The 1,238-nt window shown below is 41.8% G+C and carries 1 protein-coding gene; it reads right to left on the bottom strand.

From position 1 onward, the window contains the following. On the bottom strand, nucleotides 1-1,238 hold a 1,238-nt coding region (locus LQ608_RS12315; RefSeq protein ID WP_239752191.1), incomplete at both ends, for an Ig-like domain-containing protein.

Below are 1,238 nucleotides of genomic sequence, written 5' to 3' on the forward strand. Positions count from 1 at the left end.
TCAGGTAATGGTCTAGTTGGCGTAATTTCAGCGACACCTTGATCATTCGCCATTGCTTCACCAATTTTGTTTCCATCTTTATCGAATAATTGGACTGTAGAACCCGGTTCAGCGTTTACAGAAATCGGTGGCGTCTTATGAGCTTGGCCTATTAAATCAGTTGTGATGACAGGTTTAACTGGCGCTGTTGTATCTGTCGCTTTGATTGGATCTGAAGCGTCAGACGTATTCGGTGTTTCTGCATTATCCGTCGCTTTCGCCGTAATATTACCTTCAGGTAATGGTCTAGTTGGCGTAATTTCAGCGACACCTTGATCATTCGCCATTGCTTCACCAATTTTGTTTCCATCTTTATCGAATAATTCGACTGTAGAACCCGGTTCAGCGTTTACAGAAATCGTTGGCGTCATATGAGCTTGTCCTGTTAAATCAGTTGTGATGACAGGTTTAACTGGAGCTGTTGTATCAGTTGCCTTGATTGGATCAGAAGCATCAGACGTATTCGGTGTTTCTGCGTTATCTGTTGCTTTGGCTGTGATATTACCTTCAGGTAATGGTGTTGTTGGCGTGATTTCCGCAACACCTTGATCATTGGCAATAGCTTCACCAATTTTGTTTCCATCTTTATCGAATAATTCAACATTAGAGCCTGGTTCAGCGTTTACTGAAATGATTGGTGTCATATGAGCTTTACCTGTTAAATCAGTTGTGATAACTGGTTTAGCCGGAGCTGTAGTATCTGTCGCTTTGATTGGATCTGAAGCATCAGACGTATTCGGTGATTCCGCATTATCTGTCGCTTTGGCTGTGATATTACCTTCAGGTAATGGTGTTGTTGGCGTGATTTCCGCAACACCTTGATCATTGGCAATAGCTTCACCAATTTTGTTTCCATCTTTATCGAATAATTCAACATTAGAGCCTGGTTCAGCGTTTACTGAAATGATTGGTGTCATATGAGCTTTACCTGTTAAATCAGTTGTGATAACTGGTTTAGCCGGAGCTGTAGTATCTGTCGCTTTGATTGGATCTGAAGCATCAGACGTATTCGGTGATTCCGCATTATCTGTCGCTTTGGCTGTGATATTACCTTCAGGTAATGGTGTTGTTGGTGTAATTTCAACTACACCTTGATGATTTGCGACCCCTTCACCAATTTTGTTGCCATCTTTATCGAATAATTCGACTGTAGAACCTGGTTCAGCGTTTACAGAAATCGTTGGCGTCATATGAGCTTG

It is taken from the genome of Mammaliicoccus sp. H-M34 (genome assembly GCF_022386495.1).
Taxonomy (GTDB): domain Bacteria; phylum Bacillota; class Bacilli; order Staphylococcales; family Staphylococcaceae; genus Mammaliicoccus; species Mammaliicoccus fleurettii.